This is a genomic window from Pseudomonas sp. Z18(2022) (assembly GCF_036346535.1).
Classification (GTDB): domain Bacteria; phylum Pseudomonadota; class Gammaproteobacteria; order Pseudomonadales; family Pseudomonadaceae; genus Aquipseudomonas; species Aquipseudomonas yamanorum_A.
The window spans coordinates 12,230-30,292 of sequence record NZ_JAOTOA010000020.1; the positions used below are offsets into that span (position 1 = coordinate 12,230).

The window sequence follows — 18,063 nt, forward strand, 5'->3', positions numbered from 1 at the left end:
ATATCGCATTGATATCATTGGGATTGCTTGTGGATTGAAGAACGATCCTCCAGAAAGCTAGTGGGGGATTCATCGCAGTTATATTGCACCGTAGATCTAGGGGCTTCTTGTCTGACTGCGGTGATAAGGGGGGTTACGTTATTTAACACTTTTTGAAGTAATACCCAGTGGCGAAGTTGCTGGATAGTGTTTCGTGCGGTCCATGAATTTTATAATCACGCCTGTGCATTAAGGCATATTTAAATTTTTATCTCAGCGGTCAAGGAGTAATAATGGGGATTATGATTGCCCAAGTTCTACATATATTAGGAACGCTGCTTGCGGCTGTTGTGGTGTTTTTTTTCGCTCCGTGGTTTGCGGACGCCACATCCTCTGATCTACCGCTTGTTTATTTTTTTCTGTTCGGAGTTCTCGCGGTGTGGAGTGTTCGTAAAGTTAATGTCATTGCTGCGGGAAATGACAAGCTGGCCAATAGATTGCAAGATGTTTTTGACGGAAAATCTAAATGATACTCTCGATTGTGCTGGGCGTTGTTGGGACACTCATTGGTCTTCTGATATTTTACATGCGCGTAATCAGTGTCGTCGTTGATGAGATGGCTGCGATTGAGTTAAATGAGGCCTCTTTAAGGAGGCATGCGCTGGCTATTAACGTTTCAAAAAAATTGGCGCGGCACTGGCCGGCTATCAAGTCGATGGATTTGTTGCGCTGGTCCGCCATTTTATCGAATCTAGCGATGCTGTTGATGTTCGTGCTATTGCTCTTACTTGGACAGCTGAAGGAATACCTGGCTAATTATGCAGGCTTGGTTTTAGTTCTGCTGTTTTTGCTTTCTTCATTGTCCAATGGTCAAAAAAGCCTTGAGCGATATCATAAGATAAAGCCATATCTGCCGATTATTTTTCCGGCGCTGGTTTATCAAGCCTTGTCTCAGCTCGAGATAAGTAACCCTGTTGCCGCTTCGGTGTTTGTTTTTCCTGGAGCTACGTTCCAAGAAACCAAAGTGATGGCGGGCGTGATTGCGTTTATTCTGACGTTTGTATTGCCGTACCCATTGGCCAAGTTTGATGCCTGGTTTTCTCACGTTGTTTTTGGATGCGTGCTGAATTTTGTACAGGATATTATGCGCCTTGGTACAAAACCGTCGGACGCAGAAGAGATAGCATTGCGGAAAGTCGCTAAGGAAAGTCTGGCATTTTCGTTGAGAGTGATTCTTATAATTTTGGCTGTTATTGTTTTTTTGAATACACGTCCGTCTTGATCAGTAAGGAAAATAAAATGACACCGGATCAAAAGTACGCGGCGGCCATGACGCGCCTCGGTTACCAGCTCAACGAGTTCAAGATCGGCGGCAACTACACGCCGTTGTTGCGGGACGGCAATCACATCTACATCAGCGGCCAGATCCCCCGGGTGGGTGACGCCATCGTGCTGCCCGGCAAGGTCGGCGAAAGCCTCAGCCTGGCCGACGCACAAATTGCCGCGGGCGTCAGCGCACTGCGGTGCCTGGGGTTGCTCAAGCAGGCACTGGGTTCGCTGGATCAGGTCAAGGCGATCTTGAAGATCAATGTGTACGTGCGCAGCGCGGATGACTTCGACCAGCAAAGCGAGGTGGCCAACGGCGCGTCCGACTTGTTGAACGAGATTCTGGGGGCGGCCGGGTCGCACACGCGTACCTCGGTGGGCGTGCTGCAACTGCCCAAGGGCGCGGCGGTGGAAATCGACATGATTGCCGTGGCAAGGGACTGACGCCGGGTGATCACCGAGGCGTTTGCGGTACTGATCCACTATGGAATCTACCTGCTTCCAGGGCTGATCCTGTTTGGCCTGTGGTTCGGCCTCACGCCGAAGACATTGCCGGGCTTGCGCATCGTTATCCTGCTGCTGGCCTTTGTGCTGATGCGTGATGCGATGACGCCGCTGGGCCTGTGGTCGCTAAGCCGCGAGGTGCAGATCGAGTTCACGGCCAACCCGTTGGTGCTGGCCGCGCTGGGCGGGTTATCCCTTGGGCTGATTGCGCTGCTCGCACGCCTGGCACCGGAGTTGTGGCAGCTGACGGTGCTGTTCAAGGGCAATCGTTGGGCGGGCCTGGCGGTGGGCCTCGGGGCCGGGTGTTTGATCGGCCTGCCATTGCGACTGTATCAAGGCATTGAGCCGGTTTACGGGACCTGGCTGATGGGCATGCTGGTGCTTGCCTACTGCGCGAATGCACTGGAAGAGGTGCTGTTTCGCGGCTTCCTGCAGGGCTATCTCGAACAACACGTCACGCCCCTGCGCGCAGCGTTGCTCAGTGCGCTGGCGTTCGCCGCGTGCCATTCATTCCTGGCGCTGAGCGTGACGCAACTGGGCTGGCCGGTGCTGGCGTTTACCCTGATTGAAGGGCTGGCCTGCGGCCTGGTGCGGATTCGCTACGGTGTGGTGGCCGCGACGGCGACCCATGGCACGGCGATCTTGCTGATTGCCGTGCCGATGGTGTGAGCCCCTTCAGGCTTGCACATCAACGCCGATGTGCGCCTGCAGCCAGTCCTTGTATACGGCGATGTTATCTGTCGACTGGTCGCCATTTTTCGCGGTGACGGTCTTGCCATCCAGGCGCCCGATGTCCAGCAGGTACTGAAGACCGTTGGCCACATGGGTGGCGTCGCTTTTGCTGAGTGACTGCACATCAGGCAATTCGACGGCATTGCTTTTATCGTCGAAGGTCGCCCACGACGGATTGGCTCTGGCGGTGGCAACGGTTTGCGCGGTCGAGATCACTTGCTCCTGATAGCTGGCTTCCAGCTTGGCCTTGATCTCTGGTGTGGCGTTGATGACCTCGATCCTCCCGGCCCGAAGCGTGCCGTTTTCCATGGACTGGGTCAGGCTCTTCTGGGCCAGTGCGATAAGGCTGGTGCTTCCGATCATGATGTTGCTCCCTGGTTGGTAACAGGAGCACAGCAATAGTCAGGCCATAAGCTGCAAGCCTTGTGCTGCGGGGCCGCCGGGGGCGGGGAGTGGGCAGGGGTTGCCGGATCCGGCAAGGCATTGCCTATTTCGACCGTTCATACGCCGCGGTCATCACCTGCCACGTCTGTGCATCCGCCGGAATCAAATGCTCGATGCGCAACGAGGTCACCGTGATGTCCTGCGGCATGCCAAAGGTGGTGAAGGTCGACATGAAGTTCAACTCACCTTCCCGGGAGTGGAGGCGTGTCAGCAGCAGCGGCGGCAGCTCATGGGCCAAGGCCCCGGGGCTCTGCGGCGCCGGCAGGCTGTCCAGAATCCTGGCAAGTTGCGGATTGCCCAACGCCTCGCGGGATGCCCGTTGCCAGGCGACGGTTCGGATTTCTTCAGCGTTGATCAAGTGATCACCCAGCCCGCCAGGCTGCAGCAGGGTGACCAACAAATTCAGCCCTTCAGCCGCTTCCGGCTTGATCCCCACCAGATCGAACAGCACGTGGGTACTGGCATTGGCGGCGAGCACTTCCCAATGGCTGCCCAGCACGATTGCCGGTGCAGGATTGTTCGCGTGCAGCACATGGTTGATGGCCTCGCGAATAGCTTCCATCGACGGTGAAGCGAGCGGGGTGGCCTCATAGCGCGGGGCGAAGCCGGCGGCCAGGAATACGTTGTTGCACTGCTCCAGCGGGGCCTCGAGGGCCATCAGCAAGTTGTGCAAGGTGCCCGGGCCAGGCTTGGCACGGCCGGTCTCGATACAGCTCAAGTGGCGCTGGGAAACCCCGGTGATCAGCGCCAGTTCCAGCTGGCTCAATCTGGCCTGCCGACGCAGCACGCGCAGTTGCGCGCCGGCGGGCGTGTCGGGGGTTGCGCGGGGGAAAGGTTGGCTGCTCATGGGCTGACTCTGGCCGTGCGGGTCGGTGATGTCGATGACCTGTGAGGTCATTGAGAAGGGACGGACGTTATCACTAATGTGCAGCTTCCCGAACCCTCGTCTCCAAGGAGGAGAACATGCACAGACCCTGGACCGCCCTTGTCGGGTTGTTGGCGTTTGCCCTGTACACCGTGATTACGATGCTGATGGCCGAGCAGTCGCTCATGGCGTTCGGGCTTGAATTGATATCGAGGCCGGACACCGCCCAGGTGGTGATTGACCTGTACCTGATGGCGCTGATGGCGTGTATTTGGATGTACCGGGATGCGCGGGCCAGAGGCAAATCCCTGGTGTCGGTGTTGCCTTATTGGTTGATAACGGCGGTGTTTGTGTCCGTGGGGCCGCTGCTGTATCTGGTGGTCAACGGGTTCCGCCGCCGTTCGGGGAGCCGATGATGAAGGTGTATGCCCTGTGCGTGTTGGTGCTGTTCATCAAGATGCTGGCGATCTCTTGCTATCAAGGCTATTTCCGCCTCAGGCACCTTGCGTTCATCAACAGTGAGGATGCCGGCTTCTTCAAGCGGGCGGCTAATTCGCAGGAATTGCCGCAAGTCAGCCGAGGCGCCAGGGCCTGGGCGAATGACCTGGAGAACATTCCGTTGTTTTTTGTGTTGGGCGGATTGTGCGTGGCGTTGGATGCCCCCAGCGTCATGACTGCCTGGTTGTGCTGTACGTTCACCGTGGCAAGGGTGGTGCATACGCTGATGCACCTGCGCAGCCGGCAGCCATGGCGTACGGTCGCTTATGGCGTGGGGTTGATCTGTTTATTCGGACTGGCGGGCGTCATTGGCGTGAGCCTGATATAGCTCCCTGTAGGAGCGAGCTTGCTCGCGAAGGTCGTTAACGATGACGCTGGCATCCTGATTCAATGCGGCGCCCTCAGGTTCTTCGCGAACAAGCTCGCTCCTACAGTGACGGGGCGTGGTTAGATCAGCGCCAATGCCTGCGCCAAATCCGCCCGCAGGTCCTCCACATCTTCAACCCCCACCGACAACCGCACCAACCCGTCACCAATCCCCAACTGCGCCCGGGTCGCCGCCGGAATGCTCGCGTGGGTCATGATTGCCGGGTGCTCGATCAGGCTTTCCACACCGCCGAGGCTCTCGGCCAGGGCAAAGATCTTCACGTTTTCCAGGAAGCGTGTCGCACCCGCCAGGTCGCTTTTCAGGTCCACCGAAATCATCCCGCCAAACCCGCGCATCTGTCGGCGTGCCAGTTCATGTTGCGGGTGCGAGGCCAGCCCCGGGTAGTAAACCCTCGCCACCTGCGGCTGTTGCTCCAGCCATGTCGCCAGTTCCAGTGCGTTGCTGCAATGGCGCTCCATACGCAGCGCCAGGGTCTTCACCCCGCGCAGGGTCAGGAAGGCGTCGAACGGCCCGGCAATCGCGCCCACGGAGTTTTGCAGGAAGCCCAGGCGCTCGGCCAGTTCAGGATTCTGGCCCACCACCGCAATGCCGCCGATCACATCGGAGTGGCCGTTGAGGTACTTGGTGGTGGAGTGCACCACGATGTCGAATCCCAGCTCCAGCGGGCGCTGGATCCAGGGGCTGGCGAAGGTATTGTCGGCCACGCAAATGATGCCTCGGGCCTTGCACACCCGAGCGATGGCGGCGAGGTTGGTTAGGCTCAGCAGCGGGTTGCTTGGGGTTTCGACCCAGACCATTCGTGTGTCGTCCTGCAACGCGGCTTCGAAGGCCGACAGGTCGGTCAGGTCGACGAAGCTGAAGCGATGCCCTGCGCTGCGTTGACGCACCTTATCGAACAGGCGAAAGGTGCCACCGTACAAGTCGTTGCCGGAGACCACGTGGGCGCCGGCGTCGAGCAGTTCCAGCACGGTGGAAATCGCCGCCAGCCCGGAGGCAAACGCGAAAGCCTGAGTGCCGCCTTCAAGGTCGGCCACGCAGCGTTCCAGGGCAAAGCGCGTCGGGTTGTGGGAGCGCCCGTAGTCGAAGCCTTTGTGCACGCCGGGGCTGTCTTGCAAATAGGTGGAGTTGGCGTAGATCGGCGGCATCAGCGCGCCGGTAGTCGGGTCTGGGGATTGCCCGGCATGGATCACGCGGGTGGCGAAGGCGCTTTTATCGTGCTGGGTCATGCAAGGGATCTCCGTAAGTGATTGAGCAGGTCGACGCGGGTGATCAGGCCGTGAAAGCCCGAGGCGTCGGCAATGATTGCCACCAGTCCGCGATCCAGTTCGGCCTGCAATTGCGCAAGGCTCGCGCTGGGCGCAAGGGTGTGAAGGGCGTTGGTCATGGCGCTGGCCACGGTCATGGAAAAGTGCGCGGCGTTGTGATGCAGGCCAAGCAGCACATCCGATTCGTCGAGCACGCCCACCAGTTGCTGGCCGTCCACCAGCACCGGCAGTTGCGAGACGTCCGCCAGGCGCATGCGCTGGAAGGCGGTGAGCAGGCTGTCGTCGGGGCCGACGCTGATCACCCGACCATCCTCGAACCGGCGGGCGATCAGGTCCCGCAGGTCGCCGTAGTGTTTGTATTGCAGCAGGCCGGCGTCGTTCATCCATTGGTCGTTGTAGACCTTCGACAGGTAGCGCGTGCCGGTGTCGCAAACGAAGGTCACCACGCGCTTGGGCTCGGTCTGTTCGCGGCAGTAACGCAGGGCGGCGGCGAGCAGGGTGCCGGTGGAGGAGCCGCCGAGAATGCCTTCGGCCCGCAGCAGTTGGCGGGCGTGGTCGAAGCTTTCTTCGTCGCTGATGGAATAGGCGTGGCGCACGCTGGAGAGGTCGGCGATCGAGGGGATGAAATCTTCGCCGATGCCCTCCACCGCCCACGAGCCGGGCTCCGTCATAGTGCCGCTGCGGCTGTATTCCGCCATCACCGAACCCACCGGGTCGGCCAGCACCATGGCCAGGTCGGGTTGCACGCGCTTGAAGAAACGGGTCAGGCCGGTGAGGGTACCGGCCGAGCCGACGCCGACCACGATGGCGTCCAGGTCATGCTGGGTCTGGGCCCAGATTTCCGGCGCGGTGCTGGTCTCGTGGGCGAGCGGGTTGGCGGGGTTGTTGAACTGGTCGGCGAAGAAGGAATCGGGAATGTCCTTGGCCAGCCGGGCGGCCACGTCCTGGTAATACTCGGGGTGGCCCTTGCCGACATCGGAGCGGGTGATATGCACCTCGGCGCCCATGGCTTTGAGGTGCAAGACCTTCTCGGTGGACATCTTGTCGGGCACCACCAGCACCACCCGGTAACCCTTGGCGCGGCCCACCAGGGCCAGGCCGAGGCCGGTATTGCCGGCGGTGGCTTCGATGATGGTGCCGCCGGGGCGCAGGCGGCCGTCGCGTTCGGCGGCGTCGATCATGGCCAGGCCGATGCGGTCCTTGATGGAGCCGCCGGGGTTCTGGGACTCAAGCTTGAGGAACAGCGTGCAGGGGCCGGTATCGAAGCGGCTGACCCGAACCAGCGGGGTGTTGCCGATCAGTTCGAGCACGGCGGGGCGGGAAGCGGTGGGCATGTCGTCACCTGGCTACGGAAGGGCGTATGGGATGGACAGCAGTTTCGAAAGCATGGTTTCGAACATAGGCCGGTATCGAGCCGCTCGCAACCGGGCGGCCGCCTGAATGTCTTTTTTTGGCGCATCGCTGCTTCATCACGGAGCACAGCCGAAGGCTGCCAAGCCGATGGATTTCGATCGCGGCCACGTATTCATTGGTTTGCAGCCGATTGGCCCAACGCTTGCTAAAAGAAATCCAAACTTGGATACAAGATGGAATCCCCAATGCGCAACGAACAACTCGGCTGGACCCTTGGTGAATGGCAGGCTGCCTACCGCAGCCGGGCACTGACCCCCGACATCCTGTTGACCCTGGCGGATACGTTTCCCGCCGAGGACAACGCCTGGATCAGCCGGGTACAACCCCAGCAGTTGAATGCCCAGTTGGCGCAACTGGCCGAGCGGCTGGCGGCGGTCGACGGCGATATCGACAAGCTGGCGCTGTATGGCGTGCCGTTTGCCATCAAGGACAACATCGATGCGGCGGGCTGGGATACCACCGCTGCGTGCCCTGAGTTCGCGTATACCGCCGTGGCGGACGCCTCGGTGGTAGCCCGGTTGCGGGCAGCCGGGGCGATCCTGATGGGCAAGACCAACCTCGATCAGTTCGCCACAGGCCTGGTCGGCACTCGTTCGCCCTATGGCGCGGTTGGCAACAGCTTCAACCCGGATTATGTCAGCGGCGGTTCCAGCTCGGGCTCGGCTTCGGTGGTTGCCCGTGGCCTGGTGGCGTTTTCCCTGGGCACCGACACCGCCGGTTCCGGACGGGTGCCGGCGGGCTTCAACAATATCGTGGGGCTCAAACCGACCAAGGGCCGGCTGTCCAATACCGGGTTGGTGCCGGCGTGCCGCACCGTGGACTGTATTTCGGTGTTTGCCCTGACGGTTGAAGATGCCGAGCAGGTGGCAGGCGTGGCCGCCGCTTACGACCCCAGTGACGCGTATTCCCGTGTCAACCCCAACACCGCGCCGGTGGCGGCAGGTGCCACGATCAAACTGGCGGTACCGGCCACCCTGGAATTTTTTGGCGACGTGCAGAACCAGGCGGTGTTTGAACAGGCGCTGCTCAGGTTCAAGTCCCTGGGCGCCGAAATCACTCCGGTGGACTTCAGCCCGTTCCAGCAACTCGCCGAGCAGCTGTATTACGGCTCCTGGGTGGCGGAACGCACGGTCGCGCTGGAAGGCATGCTCGCCAGCAACCCCCCCGCGATCAACCCGGTGGTGCGCGGCATTGTCGAGAACGGCCTCAAATACAGCGCCTGCGATGCCTATAAAGCCGAATACCTGCGGGCCGAACTGAGCCGGCGTATCAACGACACCCTCGTCGGTTTCGACGCCTTGCTGGTGCCGACCTCGCCGACGATTCGCACCCTGGCGGAAATGGCCGTGGAGCCGGTGCTCTACAACTCGCAGTTTGGCTTCTACACCAACTTCACCAACCTCGCGGACCTTTCGGCGCTGGCCGTTCCCGCCGGGCTGCGCAGCGATGGCCTGCCATGCGGCATCACCCTGATCGCACCGGCCTGGCACGATGCGGCGTTGGCGCATCTGGGCAAGCGTTGGCAGGCTGGCCTCGACCTGCCGTTGGGCGCCACCGAACGCGCTCTGCCGCCACCAGCCGTTGCACGACAGGCGCCCGGCAGCGTGCGGGTGGCAGTGGTGGGCGCACACCTCACCGGGATGCCGCTGAATTTCCAACTGACCAGCCGCAATGCCGTATTGGTCGAGCAAACCCTCACCGCCAGCCACTACCGCCTGCATGCGTTGCCGGGCACGGTGCCGCCCAAGCCCGGGCTGGTCAAGGATGACTCGGGCCGTTCGATCATCGTTGAGCTGTGGGACATGCCCATGGCCCGCTTTGGCGAGTTCGTCGCCGAGATCCCGGCGCCGCTGGGCATTGGCAACCTGACCCTGGCGGACGGGCGCAGCGTGAAGGGTTTTATCTGCGAGCCCTGGGCCCTGGCAGGTGCCACCGACATCACCGAGTTCGGCGGCTGGCGCGCTTACATGGCAAGCAGGGCGTAGCCATGCAGCTTTCAACCACGAGAAAGTCCGGCGAACGGCCGGACAGCCTGGCGGAGCGGGTGTACCAGCAGTTGAAGGACGACATCTTCGGCTTTCGCCTGCTGCCGGGGGATCGCTTCAGCGAAGGCGATGTGGCCGAGCGCATGCAGGCCAGCCGCACGCCGGTGCGCCAGGCGCTTTACCGGCTGGAGCGGGAAGGGTACCTGGAGGTGTTCTTCCGGAGTGGCTGGCAGGTGCGGCCGTTCGACTTCAACTATTTCGAGGAACTGTACGACGTTCGGATCGTGCTGGAGCTGGCGGCCGTCAGCCGCTTGTGTGGCATGGCGGAACAGGGGCTTGAAGGGCTTGAGGCGATTTGGCGGGTGGACAAAAGTGCGCGGCTGGATGACGCCCAGGTCGTCTCGGCACTGGACGAGGCGTTTCACTGCGGGCTGGTGCAGGCCACCGGCAACGCTGAAATGGCGCGGATGCACTACGAGATTACCGAGAAAATCCGCATCATTCGGCGGCTGGATTTCACCCAGCAGTCACGTATTGCGGCGACGTATGAGGAGCATGGGTTGATCCTCGCGGCGATCCTGCAACGGCAAAGCGATCAGGCGCAGCAACTGCTCAAGACCCATATTGAGCTGAGCAAGCAGGAGGTGCGCAAGATCACATTGCACAGGTTGGCGGTGGCAAGGGGATAAGCCCTTCACACTGAAAAATTGGCTAGCCCCAATCCCTGTGGCGAGGGAGCTTGCTCCCGCTGGGCTGCGCAGCAGCCCCAATCCAGACACCTCTTTTCGGCAGATAAAATAGGGTGTCCGGTTTTGGGGGCGCTTCGCACCCCAGCGGGAGCAAGCTCCCTCGCCACAGGTTATTCGAGCGTGGCCAAGACTTGCATCACGTATTGCGGCGACGTATGAGGAGCACGGGTTGATCCTCGCGGCGATCCTGCAACGGCAAAGCGATCAGGCGCAGCAACTGCTCAAGACCCATATTGAGCTGAGCAAGCAGGAGGTGCGCAAGATCACATTGCACAGGTTGGCGGTGGCAAGGGGATAAGCCCTTCACACTGAAAAATTGGCTAGCCCCAATCCCTGTGGCGAGGGAGCTTGCTCCCGCTGGGCTGCGCAGCAGCCCCAATCCAAACACCTCTTTTCGGCAGATAAAATAGGGTGTCCGGTTTTGGGGGCGCTTCGCACCCCAGCGGGAGCAAGCTCCCTCGCCACAGGTTATTCGAGCGTGGCCAAGACTTGCTGCAATTGATTCACCACCGTCTCACTCGCCGCCAGCATCGGCGCGCGCAACTCACTGCCGATCAAACCCTCCATCGCCAACGCGGCCTTCACCGGCGCCGGATTGGGCTCCACAAACATCGTGTGAATCAACGGCAGTAACCCGAAAAACGTCTCGCGTGCCTCGTCCAGGCGGTTATCGCGAACCTGCCGATGCAGCCTCACAAACGCCTCGGTCCGCACATGCGCCGACGCGGCAATCGCCCCCGTCGCTCCCAGGCACAGCGCATTGAATATCTGCACATCCTCACCACACAGCACATCCACATTCCCGCTGGCCAATAGCGCCAGGGTATTGGCCAGGTTGCCGCCGCAATCCTTGATCGCGACGATCCGCTCATGGGCGACGATGTTCAGCAGCGTCGCCTGCTCGAAGGCAATCCCGGTGCGATAAGGAATGTCATACAGGATGATCGGCACGCTGGACGCATCGGCCACGGTGCGGAAGAACGCCTCAAGGCCGGCCTGGGACGGGCGGATATAGCTCGGCGGCGGCACCAGCAAACCGGCCACCGGGCGCTTTAGAATCTCGGCCTGGAACTGCAACAGCTCGATCTGGTTATACCCCGCCAGGCCCATCACCACCTGCTGCGGTGGCACCAGCTCCAGCACGGCATCCAGCATCGCCAGTTGCTCATGGCGGCTCAGTGCCGCGGCCTCGCCGGTGGTGGTGCAGACCATGATTCCGGCCACGCCCTTTTCCAGCAGATGGCAGACCAGGCGGCGCAGGCCGATGAAGTCGATGGCGCCGTTATGGAACGGTGTCACGACGGGAACCCAGATACCTTGAAACGATGACATGCGCTTTCTCCTGATGGTTGACCGATTGAGTCACCGTCAGAAGGGCAGAGGGAGGTAAGCAAGAGGAGGGGGCCTTCGCGCTCATTGTCCTGTCAGCTCATCTGACGGGACAGCGCGCCCCGGTCACATGAGCGACTGTTTCTTCGATTTGAGGGCGTGCGCAACGCAACCTTGCGCCTTGGCAATCAAGCCAATGACGGAAAAGTTGAAGGTCGTTGCAGACATTGAGGACACACCCTGAAGAAGACGCTCATCTTTATGGATTATTACAGGGTGTGTCAACTCACCGATATCAGTCGCGTTTCAGCCAGTGGCGTACAAAACGCACCACTTCTGCCGACAGCTCGGCATCTTCCGGGGCGCCCATGAAGCCGCCGTGGGGCATGGCTTCAAAAATGTGCAGCTCCACCGGCACCTCGGCCCGTCGCAGCGCGCGGTGCAGGCGCACGGCGTTGGACAGGAACAGGTCCCGGGTGCCGCTTTGCACCAGCGTCGGCGGGAAGCCCTGCGCGAAATCCCCGAACAGGGGCGACAGGTACGGGTGAGACAGATCCGCGCCGGCGGCGTACAGCAGGTTGACGCTCATCAGCGGGTTGGGCAGCACCAGGTCGACAGTGCGGTTGACCTGGAAGCTGTCGCCCGACTCGGTCAGGTCCATTTCCGGCGACAGCAACACCAGCGCGGCCGGCAGCGGCAAGCCTTCGTCGCGGGCGCGCAGCACCAGGGCGGCGGCGAGGTTGCCGCCGGCCGAGCGCCCGCCGATCACGATCTTGTCCGGGGTGTGGAGCGTGAGCACGTGGCGGTAGGTGGCCATGCAATCATCCAGTGCCGCGGGGTACGGATGGTCCGGTGGCATGCGGTAGTCCACGCCGTAGCAGGTCATGCCGTGCAGGTCGGCGTGTTTGCCGGCAGCAAGGCGGGCGTTTTCGCCGCCGCCAAATACCAGGGCGCCGCCGTGCAGGTCGATATAGGCAAACTCGGCGCCATCGGTGGGCGTCGCCCGGTACACGGTGGCGTCTTCCACGGTGATGGTCTCGACGCGGGCACGCAGGTTGGCCGCCTGACCCACCTGAGCCGCTGCGTACTGCTGGGCAACCGCGGCTTGCATGCGGCGCCAGCCTTCGTGGTCGTCGGCGGCGGGCATGGCGTACAGGCTGTTCACCGGCACGCCATCGGCGTTCACCAGGCGTTGCAAAGTCGCCTGGGCCTCGGGGCTGATGGACTGTGGAACCGGGAGGGTTCGCGGGTCGATCCTTACACCGTTACTCATTATCTGCACCGTCGGGGTTAAAGCGGGAGGGGGTCGAGACGCGAGCGCATTCTTGTCGGTACCGGTACTACACTGCAAGTCCAACCTCCCATCAGGGGAATCGTCATGATGAGCAAAAACACGATTTGTGTTTGGTACGACGGCACTGCACTGGACGCTGCGAACTTCTACGCCAAGACCTTCCCCGACAGCGCCGTGACGGCGGTGCATCACGCGCCCGGGGATTATCCGGCGGGCAAGCAGGGCGACGTGCTGACCGTGGAGTTCACGGTGATGGGCATCCCGTGCCTCGGCCTGAACGGCGGCTCCGGCGTGCAACACAACGAGGCCTTCTCGTTCCAGGTGGCCACCGATGACCAGGCGGAAACCGACCGCCTCTGGCACGCGATCATCAGTCATGGCGGCGAGGGAAACGTCTGCGGCTGGTGCCAGGACAAATGGGGCGTGCGGTGGCAGATCACCCCGCGCGTGCTGACGACGGCGATCACCAATCCGGACCGGGCAGCGGCCAAACGGGCCTTTGACGCGATGATGGGGATGACCAAAATTGATATTGCTGTGATTGAAGCGACGCAGTGAAAGTGGCCGGTGCAATCAATCGGTCACTGTCCGGTCAACCAGGCGAATACTGTTACGCCCGCCACGCTTGGACTCATACAGCGCCGCATCGCCTTGCTCGATCAGCGCAGCCAGGCTGGCGGGCGGCGTGTCGAACAGGCTGGCGCCGATGCTCAGGGTGACCGCTGCGGGTGTGATGAATGCCTGTGAGGCGGCTTGGTAAAACTGCTCACGCAGCGCGGCGCCCAGCTCGATGATTCGCTCGTTCGAGGTGTTTTTAAGCAGGATCACGAACTCGTCGCCGCCCAACCTCGCCGCCAACGCTCCCTCGGGCACCTGTGCGCGAATCATCTCGCTCAACGCCACCAGCAGGCGGTCGCCTGCGGTATGGCCGTACAGGTCGTTGACCAGTTTGAAATTGTCGATATCGATCAGCAGCAAGGCGCCTGGCCGGGCGGGCGAGACCTCGTTCAAGAGGCCCGGCGCCCGCAGTTCCAGGGCGCGGCGGTTGTACAGGGCGGTCAATGGATCCCGGGCGGCCAGGCGTGCAATCTGTTCCTCGCGTCGGTAACGCTCGGTGCCGGTCATCGACAGTGCAATCAGCATGATCGCCATCGCGCCTTCCACCAGCGACACCTGAATGATCTCGCCACGAAACGCCGTCAGGTCGATCAGCGTACCCGGCACAACCGCCGACAACGCCTTGGCCAGATAGAACACCCCGTGGGCCAGCAGCACATAACGCAATTGCACCGCGCCAACACTCAGCGACCGGCCGTGGGGGCGCAGCAGGAAACTGGCCCGCAGGGTCGGCACCGCCACCAGCAGCGAGTTGGTCAGCAGCATGGTTTTGGACCACAACTGGCCTTCCGGCAACAGCAGCATCGCAAACCAGGCCACGAAGATCAGGTACCAGGCGCGAGACAGGCGTACCTGGGTGAAACGTGCGACGCCCAGCAGGAACAGCCAGTGGGCGGTGACCAGCAACCCGTTGGCAAACCAGATGCCGATCAATACCAGCCCGCTGGCCCGCAGCAAGGCCAGGGTGCTGCCCACGCTGATGATGGCGAAACCGGCGGTCCAGTACAGCAGCGAAGGCTCGCGGACATTGCGCCACTCGACCGCCAGGTACAGCGCGGCGGCGCCGGCGAGGGCGATGGTGAGGACCAGAATGGTAATGGGGTCGAGCGCCATGGACGGACTGGCCTGCCTGAATTGCGGTGAGAACGCGATTGTATGCGTTTAGGCCGGTTTTCGCAGTGTTCGGCAGGCCCATATCCCCATGAATGCAGCATCTGTCGACAGGTGGATTAGGCTTCTACAGCTACACACAGCACCCTCTTGCGTATGCCTTTGTGTTAGCCATGAATGGCAAACCTGATGCCGCGCAAGAGGAGTTTCAACGCTATTCGCTGCGTCTTTCAGCGGCAGCTCAAAAGAAGCTTCGCCGGTTATTCGTTGATGCTGGCGGTTACCCCGACTAACCCCGCTTGGCCTCCCCAATCAGGATATCCTCGAAAAACGCCCCGATCGGCAGCGTCGGGTGGCACAACTGTATCTCCAACACCCAGACCATCTCGCTCGGTACGATCTCCACTTCCGCCAACTTGTCCTGCCCGAACAGCGCATGGGGGAAGTCGGCGATGCGGTGTCCTGCCAGGTTGCGCTCAAGGCGCCAGCCTTTGGCGAAGGCACTGTGCTCGGCGAAGTCATACAGCTGGCGTCCGGTCAGCCCGCGGTGCCAGGCGTCGCGGGTTTCGTCGAACACCTGATGCAATGCTGTCACGCAGGCCTCATGCAGCGGGTGCCCGCCGAAGACGAAGGTGTCGCCATAATCGCCTTCATAGCCATCCCACACCGGGCCGAGGTCGACCACGGCGATATCGGTGGCCCGCAGTTCGCGGAGCAGGTCGACGCCCTGGCGCGGGGTACGGACGGTGTCGTCGCCAAAACGTATATAGGTGGGGTGCCAGGTGTGAGACGCGCCCATGTCCTGCAATGTCTGGCTGGCCATGTGCAGGGCTTGCGCGGTGGTCATGCCGACTTCCAATTGATCGGCGATGGCGGCCAGGGCCCTTACCGTTTGCTCGCGGGCAGCCAGCATGCCGTCCAGTGAGTAGCGCGGGCCGACTTTTTCCAGCACCGGGTCCAGCGTCTTGAGCGACTCCGCTTGCGGTAAAGCCCCGCTGGGGACGAAGGCCTCGGCGACAAAACGATGGGCCTGCGCACCCGCTGCCAGGCAGGTTTCGCGCACCTGGCTGATCATCGCGCCATTGCCGCAGGCGTAGATCTGGCTATCGCTCCAATGGTGGGGCTGCGCCAGGGCGACGTGCTGCACACGGGCCTCTGCCGACTGGACGCGGTGCCAGTGAAAACGTGGATGAGCCTGGCTGGCCTGCTCCAGAAACTCAGCGTCGTAGAAGTCTGCCGGGGTTGAGTTACCCCAGTACAAAGTCACCTCGGCATCGCGGGCCAGGGCCGTCAGCAATAAGGGCTTGATCCCGGCGTAACCGGTCCCGGTGGCGAACAGCACAACCGGGCGCTCATCTTCGTGTTGCCAGGTGCAGGCGCCCACGGGGCCTTCGAGTTGCACCGCATCACCCACTTGCAGGGCCGGCAGGACGCCTTCGGAAAACCGGCCGCCGCTGACCTGGCGAATATGAAACACCAAGCGGCCTTGGTCCTGTGCGGGCAGATTGGCCACGGAGAAACAGCGGCTGTCCCCATCCTCCAGGCGAAACCTGAGGTACTGACCGGGCCGCACTTCCAGTGGCTGGGCCGTCTGCAACACCAGCTCGACGATATCGGCGCTCAGGGCGCGCTTGCCGATTACCTGGGCGGTGACTTCCAGCGCTGGCGTGTCCAATGACCAGCCGGGAATCTCCAGGCGCAGGTCGCTGCAGGCATGGCTCTGGCACAGCAACATCTCGTCAGCCGCGAGCGGATAGGATGGGGCCGGGGCGTCTGGCGCGAGCAGTTTTTGCCGATACTCACCCGACACCACCTTGACCTTGCACGACCCGCAGGCGCCCCGCCGGCAGGAAAAGGGCACGGCGAGACCGCTGGCCAACATGGCGTCGAGCAGCAATTGATCGGCGGCTTCGAAGGATTTGCCCGAGGGCAGCAGTTCAACGACATGACGGTTTTGCATAAACACCTCGGGGCAATTGAGGTTCGATTATTGCGTTAGACTAGGACCATAAGAACCTCCAGTTTTGGATACTTCACATGGTCCAGCTCCGCAAATGGCGTCCTCTGCTCAAGCTCGATGGCGCGCAGCCGCAGGCATCCTATAGAAAGATCATCGAGGGCCTAGTGAGCGCGATTGCCGAGGGCCGGCTGCGCCCCGGCACGCTGTTGCCCGGGACCCGGGAGATGGCACAACTGCTGGACGTCAATCGCAAGACGGTGATCCTTGCCTACGAGGAGGGCGTAACCAAAGGCTGGCTGGTCAGCATCCAACGTCGCGGTACTTTCGTCAGTACGCAACTGGCGCAAGGCACGGTAGCGGCTCCCCGCGCGGCAAAGTCGTTTGCCCTGGCGCTGCGGGAAACGCCGGCTGCGGCCTATTTCACCCCGGGTGAGCAAGTCATCGCGCTGCAACAGCGGCCGGGTGCGCTGTTTTTCGACAATGGCGCCTGTGACCATCGCTTGCTGCCCCAAGCCGTGCTGCATCGCTACTACCGCAACGCCTTGCGCAACAGCTTTACCACCAACACCGTGCGACATGGCAGCGAGAGCAGCAGCCACTACCTGCGCAGCGCCCTGGCCGAAATGCTGCGCCACAATCGCGGCCTGACGGTCGACGCGCAGCAGATCTGCCTGACCCAAGGCGTGCAGATGTCGCTGTACCTGACGGCCAGCGTGCTGATCAAGCCCGGTGATGTGGTGGTTGTCGAACGCTTGAGTTACCCACCTGCCTGGGAGATCTTCCGCCAGTTGGGCGCGCAACTGGTCACCGTGGACCTGGACGACGAAGGTTGCCAGGTCGACCAACTCGCCGAGCTGTGCCGGGTGCACAACGTGCGCATGATGTATGTCACGCCCCATCACCAGTTTCCTACCACCGTCAGCCTGCGTGCGGGGCGTCGCCAGCAACTCCTGGAACTGGCCCGGCTGCATGATTTCTGCATCATCGAGGAAGATTATGACCACGAGTACCACTTCGCCGGACGCCCCTATCTGCCCCTGGCCAGCGACAGCGCGCAGCGCCACGTGATCTACATCGGCTCGCTGTCCAAGTCCCTGGGCAGCACCTTCCGTTGCAGCTACATCGTTGCACCGTCGAATGTCATCGAAGTGCTCGAGCGCAAGGCGGCGGTGAGCCTGGGGCAGGGCGATGCTGTGATGCAGCGGATGCTCGCGGACTTGATCAACGATGGTGAGCTGAAGAAGCACCTGCGTCGGGTTTCCAAAGAGTACCGTCGGCGCCGGGAAACGCTGCTTGGTTGCCTGCTGGAGGCGTTTGGCGAGCAGATAGCCGTGCAGGAGCCGGAGGGAGGTCTGGCGCTGTGGGTGAGGTTTTCCGACTCAATCGACGTCGACCAACTGACTGAAAAAGCGTTGGAGCTGGACCTGGTGGTGCGCGGCGGTCGGCTGTTTTCGCCGTTTGATCACCCCGAGAATGCCCTGCGTTTGGGGTTTGCCTCGCTCAACCTGGAGGAAATTCGTATCGCTGTGCAGCGCTTGGCTCAGGCGGCGTGGGCATTGAGACGGTGAGCACGGCACCTTGCTCCATTGCCTACAGTTGCGTCA

Annotated in this window: 19 protein-coding genes; 11 read left to right on the top strand and 8 right to left on the bottom strand. The window is 61.7% G+C overall.

What is annotated here, in order from left to right:
* Positions 1 to 272: 272 nt before the first annotated feature.
* The 4 genes from V3W39_RS27025 to V3W39_RS27040 are packed head-to-tail and all read left to right on the top strand — an operon-like array spanning position 273 to position 2,478.
* Positions 273 to 509: a hypothetical protein gene (locus tag V3W39_RS27025; protein ID WP_330213700.1), complete on the top strand. Its 237-nt coding sequence runs from the start codon at positions 273 to 275 to the stop codon at positions 507 to 509.
* Entirely contained in the window at positions 506 to 1,261 is a 756-nt protein-coding gene (locus tag V3W39_RS27030; RefSeq protein ID WP_330213701.1) for a hypothetical protein, read from the top strand. The genes V3W39_RS27025 and V3W39_RS27030 overlap by 4 nt, the downstream gene beginning before the upstream one ends.
* A gap of 17 nt (positions 1,262 to 1,278) precedes the next feature.
* Positions 1,279 to 1,749: a RidA family protein gene (locus V3W39_RS27035; protein ID WP_177130272.1), complete on the top strand. Its 471-nt coding sequence runs from the start codon at positions 1,279 to 1,281 to the stop codon at positions 1,747 to 1,749.
* Between the two features lie 6 nt (positions 1,750 to 1,755).
* Positions 1,756 to 2,478, top strand: a complete 723-nt coding sequence (locus tag V3W39_RS27040) for a CPBP family glutamic-type intramembrane protease (RefSeq protein WP_177130274.1) — start codon at positions 1,756 to 1,758, stop codon at positions 2,476 to 2,478.
* A gap of 6 nt (positions 2,479 to 2,484) precedes the next feature.
* Here V3W39_RS27040 and V3W39_RS27045 read toward each other — a convergent pair whose 3' ends face one another.
* Together V3W39_RS27045 and V3W39_RS27050 are read right to left on the bottom strand one after the other, a co-directional pair.
* Positions 2,485 to 2,904: a hypothetical protein gene (locus V3W39_RS27045; RefSeq protein ID WP_256348384.1), complete on the bottom strand. Its 420-nt coding sequence runs from the start codon at positions 2,902 to 2,904 to the stop codon at positions 2,485 to 2,487.
* 124 nt (positions 2,905 to 3,028) lie between these two features.
* A complete protein-coding gene (locus tag V3W39_RS27050) occupies positions 3,029 to 3,832 on the bottom strand; it encodes a helix-turn-helix domain-containing protein (RefSeq protein WP_330213702.1) in 804 nt (267 codons plus the stop codon).
* 116 nt (positions 3,833 to 3,948) lie between these two features.
* Here V3W39_RS27050 and V3W39_RS27055 point away from each other — a divergent pair, with 116 nt between their 5' ends.
* On the top strand, positions 3,949 to 4,266 hold the full coding sequence (locus V3W39_RS27055) for a DUF2834 domain-containing protein (RefSeq protein ID WP_330213703.1): 318 nt from the start codon (positions 3,949 to 3,951) through the stop codon (positions 4,264 to 4,266).
* Complete coding sequence (locus tag V3W39_RS27060; RefSeq protein WP_330213704.1) at positions 4,266 to 4,676, top strand: MAPEG family protein; 411 nt, start codon at positions 4,266 to 4,268, stop codon at positions 4,674 to 4,676. Before V3W39_RS27055 ends, V3W39_RS27060 begins: the two co-directional genes overlap by 1 nt.
* Positions 4,677 to 4,795: 119 nt before the next feature.
* On the opposite strand, the gene V3W39_RS27065 is transcribed toward V3W39_RS27060, so the two are convergent.
* Positions 4,796 to 5,962: a cystathionine gamma-synthase gene (locus V3W39_RS27065; RefSeq protein ID WP_330213705.1), complete on the bottom strand. Its 1,167-nt coding sequence runs from the start codon at positions 5,960 to 5,962 to the stop codon at positions 4,796 to 4,798.
* The gene (locus V3W39_RS27070) at positions 5,959 to 7,335 is read right to left on the bottom strand and encodes a pyridoxal-phosphate dependent enzyme (protein WP_177046700.1); all 1,377 of its coding nucleotides are present in this window, start codon (positions 7,333 to 7,335) and stop codon (positions 5,959 to 5,961) included. The genes V3W39_RS27065 and V3W39_RS27070 overlap by 4 nt, the downstream gene beginning before the upstream one ends.
* A gap of 264 nt (positions 7,336 to 7,599) precedes the next feature.
* On the opposite strand from V3W39_RS27070, the gene atzF reads away from it, so the two are divergent.
* From atzF to V3W39_RS27085, 3 genes are all read left to right on the top strand, one after another.
* Positions 7,600 to 9,399, top strand: a complete 1,800-nt coding sequence (gene atzF, locus V3W39_RS27075; protein ID WP_330213706.1) for an allophanate hydrolase — start codon at positions 7,600 to 7,602, stop codon at positions 9,397 to 9,399.
* Positions 9,400 to 9,401: 2 nt separating this feature from the next.
* A complete protein-coding gene (locus V3W39_RS27080) occupies positions 9,402 to 10,088 on the top strand; it encodes a GntR family transcriptional regulator (RefSeq protein WP_330213707.1) in 687 nt (228 codons plus the stop codon).
* Positions 10,089 to 10,260: 172 nt separating this feature from the next.
* Positions 10,261 to 10,446: an FCD domain-containing protein gene (locus V3W39_RS27085; protein WP_442968433.1), complete on the top strand. Its 186-nt coding sequence runs from the start codon at positions 10,261 to 10,263 to the stop codon at positions 10,444 to 10,446.
* Positions 10,447 to 10,616: 170 nt separating this feature from the next.
* Here the strand turns inward: V3W39_RS27085 and dapA are convergent, their stop codons facing one another.
* Positions 10,617 to 11,480: a 4-hydroxy-tetrahydrodipicolinate synthase gene (gene dapA, locus V3W39_RS27090; RefSeq protein WP_259197435.1), complete on the bottom strand. Its 864-nt coding sequence runs from the start codon at positions 11,478 to 11,480 to the stop codon at positions 10,617 to 10,619.
* 292 nt (positions 11,481 to 11,772) lie between these two features.
* On the bottom strand, positions 11,773 to 12,750 hold the full coding sequence (locus tag V3W39_RS27095) for an alpha/beta hydrolase (RefSeq protein ID WP_330213708.1): 978 nt from the start codon (positions 12,748 to 12,750) through the stop codon (positions 11,773 to 11,775).
* Positions 12,751 to 12,855: 105 nt separating this feature from the next.
* Here V3W39_RS27095 and V3W39_RS27100 point away from each other — a divergent pair, with 105 nt between their 5' ends.
* Complete coding sequence (locus V3W39_RS27100) at positions 12,856 to 13,329, top strand: VOC family protein (protein ID WP_177120996.1); 474 nt, start codon at positions 12,856 to 12,858, stop codon at positions 13,327 to 13,329.
* Positions 13,330 to 13,344: 15 nt separating this feature from the next.
* Here V3W39_RS27100 and V3W39_RS27105 read toward each other — a convergent pair whose 3' ends face one another.
* Complete coding sequence (locus tag V3W39_RS27105; RefSeq protein ID WP_330213709.1) at positions 13,345 to 14,502, bottom strand: GGDEF domain-containing protein; 1,158 nt, start codon at positions 14,500 to 14,502, stop codon at positions 13,345 to 13,347.
* Between the two features lie 286 nt (positions 14,503 to 14,788).
* Positions 14,789 to 16,459, bottom strand: a complete 1,671-nt coding sequence (locus tag V3W39_RS27110; RefSeq protein ID WP_330213710.1) for a M24 family metallopeptidase — start codon at positions 16,457 to 16,459, stop codon at positions 14,789 to 14,791.
* Between the two features lie 77 nt (positions 16,460 to 16,536).
* Between V3W39_RS27110 and pdxR the strand changes: the two genes are divergently transcribed.
* Positions 16,537 to 18,027 (top strand): MocR-like pyridoxine biosynthesis transcription factor PdxR, encoded by a 1,491-nt coding sequence (gene pdxR / locus V3W39_RS27115; RefSeq protein WP_330213711.1) that lies wholly within the window; start codon positions 16,537 to 16,539, stop codon positions 18,025 to 18,027.
* The last annotated feature ends 36 nt before the right edge of the window (positions 18,028 to 18,063 follow it).